The sequence below is a fragment of the Psychromonas sp. Urea-02u-13 genome (assembly GCF_002835995.1).
Classification (GTDB): Bacteria; Pseudomonadota; Gammaproteobacteria; order Enterobacterales; family Psychromonadaceae; genus Psychromonas.
On the sequence record NZ_PJBZ01000249.1, the window covers coordinates 1 to 564 of the forward strand.

The window sequence follows — 564 nt, forward strand, 5'->3', positions numbered from 1 at the left end:
CTAACGCCGCATTAAGCGGACTAAAATTGTTGGTTATAATGTGGAGCGAAGCGGAACCTAACCAACTGTTTTAGTTCCGTTTAAATACCTTGTTAAATGGCACTCACCTGCTTCACTTCCGATATTATTAATCGTTGTGTATTTGAAAAGCACAAGCCACTAAGCTTACTAAAGTCACCTTTGGTACGCTTATGAACAATGAAATCTTCAACTGACTCTTCTTTTACGAACACAATTACATTATGTCCGTCTGATCTTAGTACATCAGTATATTGAGCAATATCCCATTCAAATCTTAAAACGCTTGATGAAGAGCTTAAATAAGGACCTAAAAAGCAAACTTTATCCCAGCTTTTACCACCTAACTCTTCAGTTAATATTTCTTTACCTATGTTTTTTTCAAATAAATTACTTAAGCGAAGATTATAATCTGGTACATGCACTCTTTGTACATTTTCAAAAAACAATTTAAAAGAAAATATAGATAATAAAATCACTAAAGATAATAAGATAAATATCGAAAACACATAAATTTTCGTGGATTTCAAATCAACCTCCATGTGC

At 32.4% G+C, this 564-nt stretch carries 1 protein-coding gene; it reads right to left on the minus strand.

Annotated features, from left to right (window positions below):
• Window positions 1–92: 92 nt before the first annotated feature.
• A partial coding sequence (locus CXF74_RS21640; protein ID WP_232772624.1) for a hypothetical protein occupies window positions 93–564 on the minus strand: 472 nt, incomplete at its 5' end.